General features: G+C 53.4%; 1 protein-coding gene and 3 rRNA genes. All 4 read left to right on the top strand.

The features are described 5' to 3' along the window. Window positions 1–196: hypothetical protein (locus tag QKE30_RS10555; RefSeq protein WP_347934761.1), on the top strand; the 196-nt coding region annotated here is incomplete at its 5' end. 89 nt (window positions 197–285) lie between these two features. Then, window positions 286–1,811: ribosomal RNA gene (locus tag QKE30_RS10560) — 16S ribosomal RNA — on the top strand. 404 nt (window positions 1,812–2,215) lie between these two features. Continuing rightward, a 23S ribosomal RNA gene (locus QKE30_RS10565) occupies window positions 2,216–5,297 on the top strand. Between the two features lie 155 nt (window positions 5,298–5,452). Beyond that, window positions 5,453–5,570 (top strand): 5S ribosomal RNA (rrf, locus tag QKE30_RS10570). The 16S, 23S and 5S rRNA genes sit together here, the layout of an rRNA operon. The last annotated feature ends 11 nt before the right edge of the window (window positions 5,571–5,581 follow it).

The following is a 5,581-nucleotide window of genomic DNA, read 5'->3' on the forward strand; positions in this document are numbered from 1 at the left end:
ATGGATTGTGGGTTGGTGGTGGTTACGCCAGCGTGGGGTTAACGCTTCCACGATATGTAATGTGCGTATCCCAGCAAGAGTCGCCTTTTTATGGGTGCTTGTTGGGCTGATAGAAGTTTTGGAAAAGTTTGTGGGATGTATGTTGTGTCTGATCAATAGCCAGCGAGACTGTTTGAGTGTTGTTGGTGTTGGTTGATGTGATTTATTTATCCTTTTTTCAATTCTTTTGTCAGTAGTTTTTTGTTTTGCCTGGTTTTCAGGCTCACCATGTGTCTGATGGCATTTTTTATGGAGAGTTTGATCCTGGCTCAGGACGAACGCTGGCGGCGTGCTTAACACATGCAAGTCGAACGGAAAGGCCTCTTGCTTGCAAGGGGTACTCGAGTGGCGAACGGGTGAGTAACACGTGGGTGATCTGCCTTGCACTTCGGGATAAGCCTGGGAAACTGGGTCTAATACCGGATAGGACCATGCTTTAGTGTGTGTGGTGGAAAGTTTTTCGGTGCAAGATGAGCCCGCGGCCTATCAGCTTGTTGGTGGGGTAATGGCCTACCAAGGCGACGACGGGTAGCCGGCCTGAGAGGGTGTACGGCCACATTGGGACTGAGACACGGCCCAGACTCCTACGGGAGGCAGCAGTGGGGAATATTGCACAATGGGCGCAAGCCTGATGCAGCGACGCCGCGTGGGGGATGACGGCCTTCGGGTTGTAAACTCCTTTCGCTAGGGAAGAAGCCACTTGTGGTGACGGTACCTGGATAAGAAGCACCGGCTAACTACGTGCCAGCAGCCGCGGTAATACGTAGGGTGCGAGCGTTGTCCGGAATTACTGGGCGTAAAGAGCTCGTAGGTGGTTTGTCGCGTCGTCTGTGAAATCCCGGGGCTTAACTTCGGGCGTGCAGGCGATACGGGCATAACTAGAGTGCTGTAGGGGAGACTGGAATTCCTGGTGTAGCGGTGAAATGCGCAGATATCAGGAGGAACACCGATGGCGAAGGCAGGTCTCTGGGCAGTTACTGACGCTGAGGAGCGAAAGCATGGGTAGCGAACAGGATTAGATACCCTGGTAGTCCATGCCGTAAACGGTGGGCGCTAGGTGTGGGGGTTTTATTTACGATTCCCGTGCCGTAGCTAACGCATTAAGCGCCCCGCCTGGGGAGTACGGCCGCAAGGCTAAAACTCAAAGGAATTGACGGGGGCCCGCACAAGCGGCGGAGCATGTGGATTAATTCGATGCAACGCGAAGAACCTTACCTGGGCTTGACATACACCGGATCGCTGCAGAGATGTAGTTTCCCTTGTGGCTGGTGTACAGGTGGTGCATGGTTGTCGTCAGCTCGTGTCGTGAGATGTTGGGTTAAGTCCCGCAACGAGCGCAACCCTTGTCTTGTGTTGCCAGCACGTTATGGTGGGGACTCGCGAGAGACTGCCGGGGTTAACTCGGAGGAAGGTGGGGATGACGTCAAATCATCATGCCCCTTATGTCCAGGGCTTCACACATGCTACAATGGTCGGTACAGTGGGTTGCGATACCGTGAGGTGGAGCTAATCCCTTAAAGCCGGTCTCAGTTCGGATTGGAGTCTGCAACTCGACTCCATGAAGTCGGAGTCGCTAGTAATCGCAGATCAGCAACGCTGCGGTGAATACGTTCCCGGGCCTTGTACACACCGCCCGTCACGTCATGAAAGTTGGTAACACCCGAAGCCAGTGGCCCAAACTTGTTAGGGAGCTGTCGAAGGTGGGATTGGCGATTGGGACGAAGTCGTAACAAGGTAGCCGTACCGGAAGGTGCGGCTGGATCACCTCCTTTCTAAGGAGTATTTGTTTTTAATTGTTTCTGGGTGAATAGGTAGCCGGTTCAACCAGCCTTTTGTTGGTGGTTGTTGGGTGCTGTTGTGTTCAAGTCACTTTTCTATAGTGTTGGATGTTTGTGTGTTGGGGTTGGCACAGTGTTGGGGTTGGGTTAGCAAAGTTTTGGTTTGTCATGGCTGTTGGGTGTCTGGGACAATCTGTTTGTTCCTTTTTGTGGACGCTCGGCAATGGGCTGATGAGTTTTCGTTGGTTTGTTGTGGGTGTTTAGTGTTGTTTGAGAACTGTATAGTGGACGCGAGTATCTTCTTTTTGTGATTTTTTGTTTGAAATCATTTTTGTTCACGCGCTGATCGCATTGCCTTTTGTTGGGTGTGTGGTTGGTGTGTGGGTGTCTTAGTATTTTGTGTTGTCTGTGAAGGGCGCACGGTGGATGCCTTGGGCATGATAAGCCGATGAAGGACGTGGAAGGCCGCGATAGTCCTCGGGGAGTTGTCAATCGAGCGTTGATCCGAGGGTGTCCGAATGGGGAAACCTGGCCACAGTTGTGTGTGGTCGCTGCATGGATGAATTCATAGTTTGTGTGGTGGTAACGCGGGGAAGTGAAACATCTTAGTACCCGTAGGAGAAGAAAATAATAATGATTCTGCTAGTAGCGGCGAGCGAACGTGGATTTTTGGCTAAACTGCATGCGTGTGATACCTGGCAGGGGTTGCGTGTGTGGGGTTGTGGGGTTGTGTTGTGCGGTGCTGCCATGCCGTGCCCCGACATTGTGTGTTAGCGGAAGTGGTTTGGAATGGCCTGCCGTAGACGGTGAGAGTCCGGTACGTGAAAGCATGTGGTGTTGGGGTTGACATGATGTACCCGAGTAGCAGCGGGCTCGTGGAATCTGCTGTGAATCTGCCGGGACCGCCCGGTAAGCCTGAATACTTATTGTGACCGATAGTGTATGAGTACCGTGAGGGAATGGTGAAAAGTACCCCGGGAGGGGAGTGAAATAGTACCTGAAACCGTGTGCCTACAAGCCGTCAGAGCCTTTTTTTGGGGTGATGGCGTGCCTTTTGAAGAATGAGCCTGCGAGTCAGCGGCATGTCGCGAGGTTAACCCGTGTTGTGGGGTAGCCGTAGGGAAACCGAATCCTAATGAGGGTGTGTTTTAGTGGCGTGTCCTGGACCCGAAGCGGGGTGATCTACCCATGGCCAGTGTGAAGCAGCTGTAAGAGGCTGTGGAGGCGCGAACCCACTTAGGTTGAAAACTGAGGGGATGAGTTGTGGGTAGGGGTGAAAGGCCAATCAAACTCCGTGATAGCTGGTTCTCCCCGAAATGCATTTAGGTGCAGCGTCGTGTGTTTCTTGCCGGAGGTAGAGCTACTGGTTGGTTGAGCGGGACTATCATCTTAGCGACGTCAGCCAAACTCCGAATGCCGGTAAGTCAGAGTACGGCAGTGAGACTGCGGGGGATAAGCTTCGTTAGTCGAGAGGGAAACAGCCCAGATCGCCGGTTAAGGCCCCTAAGAGTGTGCTAAGTGGAAAAGGATGTGGGATCGCGAAGACAGCCAGGAGGTTGGCTTAGAAGCAGCCATCCTTGAAAGAGTGCGTAATAGCTCACTGGTCGAGTGGTTCTGCGCCGACAATGTAGTGGGGCTCAAGTACACCGCCGAAACCGCGGAACTCAATCTTTTGGTTGGGTTGGTAGGGGAGCGTCGTGTGATCGTTGAAGCTGCCGGGTGACCGTGTGGTGGAGGTTATGCGAGTGAGAATGCAGGCATGAGTAGCGAATGATGCGTGTGAAACGTATCCGCCGGATGACTAAGGGTTCCTGGGTCAAGCTAATCTTCCCAGGGTGAGTCGGGTCCTAAGGCGAGGCCGACAGGCGTAGTCGATGGTTAACGGGTTGATATTCCCGTACCCGTGTGTGTGCGACCAATGGTGAATCAGTGATACTAACCACCCTGAAGCGTGTCATGCGCATTTTGTGTGTGTGGTGTGTGGATGCGTGGGACCTGATCTGGTAGTAGCCAAGCGATGGGGTGACGCAGGAAGGTAGCCGAGCCACTTATTTGGATTGTGGTGTAAGCGTGTGGCCCGCAGGAAGTGGTAAATCCGTCCTGCTTTGTGGGTGAGGCGTGATGCGTACCCGTTGTGGGGATGTTGGTGATCCTATGCTGTCGAGAAAAGCCTCTAGTGAGTGCATGTACGGCCCGTACCGTAAACCGACACAGGTGGTCAGGTAGAGAATACTAAGGCGTTCGGGTGAACTGTGGTTAAGGAATTCGGCAAAATGGCCCCGTAACTTCGGGAGAAGGGGTGCCGCTGCTGGTGAACGACGTGTTGAGCTGGTGGTGGTCGCAGAGAATAGAGGGAAGCGACTGTTTACTAAAAACACAGGTCCGTGCGAAGACGGTAAGTCGATGTATACGGACTGACGCCTGCCCGGTGCTGGAAGGTTAAGAGGACCTGTTAGACCCTTGTGGTCGAAGCGGAGAATTTAAGCCCCAGTAAACGGCGGTGGTAACTATAACCATCCTAAGGTAGCGAAATTCCTTGTCGGGTAAGTTCCGACCTGCACGAATGGCGTAACGACTTCCCTGCTGTCTCAACCACAGGCCCGGTGAAATTGCAGTACGAGTAAAGATGCTCGTTACGCGCGGCAGGACGAAAAGACCCCGGGACCTTCACTATAGCTTGGTATTGGTGTTCGGTTCGGTTTGTGTAGGATAGGTGGGAGACTGTGAAGTGGTCACGCTAGTGGTTGTGGAGTCGTTGGTGAAATACCACTCTGATCGGATTGGGCATCTGAACCTCGGCCCGTGATCCGGGTTAGGGACAGTGCCTGGTGGGTAGTTTAACTGGGGCGGTTGCCTCCCAAAGTGTAACGGAGGCGCCCAAAGGTTCCCTCAGCCTGGTTGGCAATCAGGTGTTGAGTGTAAGTGCACAAGGGAGCTTGACTGTGAGACTGACAGGTCGAGCAGGTACGAAAGTAGGGACTAGTGATCCGGCACCGGCTTGTGGAAGCGGTGTCGCTCAACGGATAAAAGGTACCCCGGGGATAACAGGCTGATCTTCCCCAAGAGTCCATATCGACGGGATGGTTTGGCACCTCGATGTCGGCTCGTCGCATCCTGGGGCTGGAGTAGGTCCCAAGGGTTGGGCTGTTCGCCCATTAAAGCGGCACGCGAGCTGGGTTTAGAACGTCGTGAGACAGTTCGGTCTCTATCCGCCGTGCGCGTTGAAACTTGTAGAAGGCTGTCCCTAGTACGAGAGGACCGGGACGGACATACCTCTGGTGGGCCAGTTGTCACGCCCGTGGCATGGCTGGTTGGCTACGTATGGGAGGGATAACCGCTGAAAGCATCTAAGCGGGAAGCCTGTTCTGAGATGAGGTTTCTTTTGAGGTTCCCTATAGATTATGGGGTTGATAGGCCGGATCTGGAAGTCATGTGAGTGATGGAGGTGACCGGTACTAATTAGCCGATGTTCAACACAAAAAGCCACTTTTGTTGTGTGGTTGTTTCTGAGACGATTTCGGATTGTCGCAATAGTGTGTGCTCGCGTCTGTTATGCAGTGTCTGGAACGGCACGACACACCAGCTGAATCGGTGTTGGTTTGGTTGGGTGTGTGTTTTGTTCTGATTATTGGTTTGTCGGTGGTTGTTAGCGGTGGGGTCACGCCCGGTCCCTTTCCGAACCCGGAAGCTAAGCCTACCTGCGCTGATGGTACTGCACCTGGGAGGGTGTGGGAGAGTAAGTCACCGCCGGCACTAAAACTAAA

The organism is Corynebacterium sp. c24Ua_83, assembly GCF_039907245.1.
Classification (GTDB): domain Bacteria; phylum Actinomycetota; class Actinomycetes; order Mycobacteriales; family Mycobacteriaceae; genus Corynebacterium.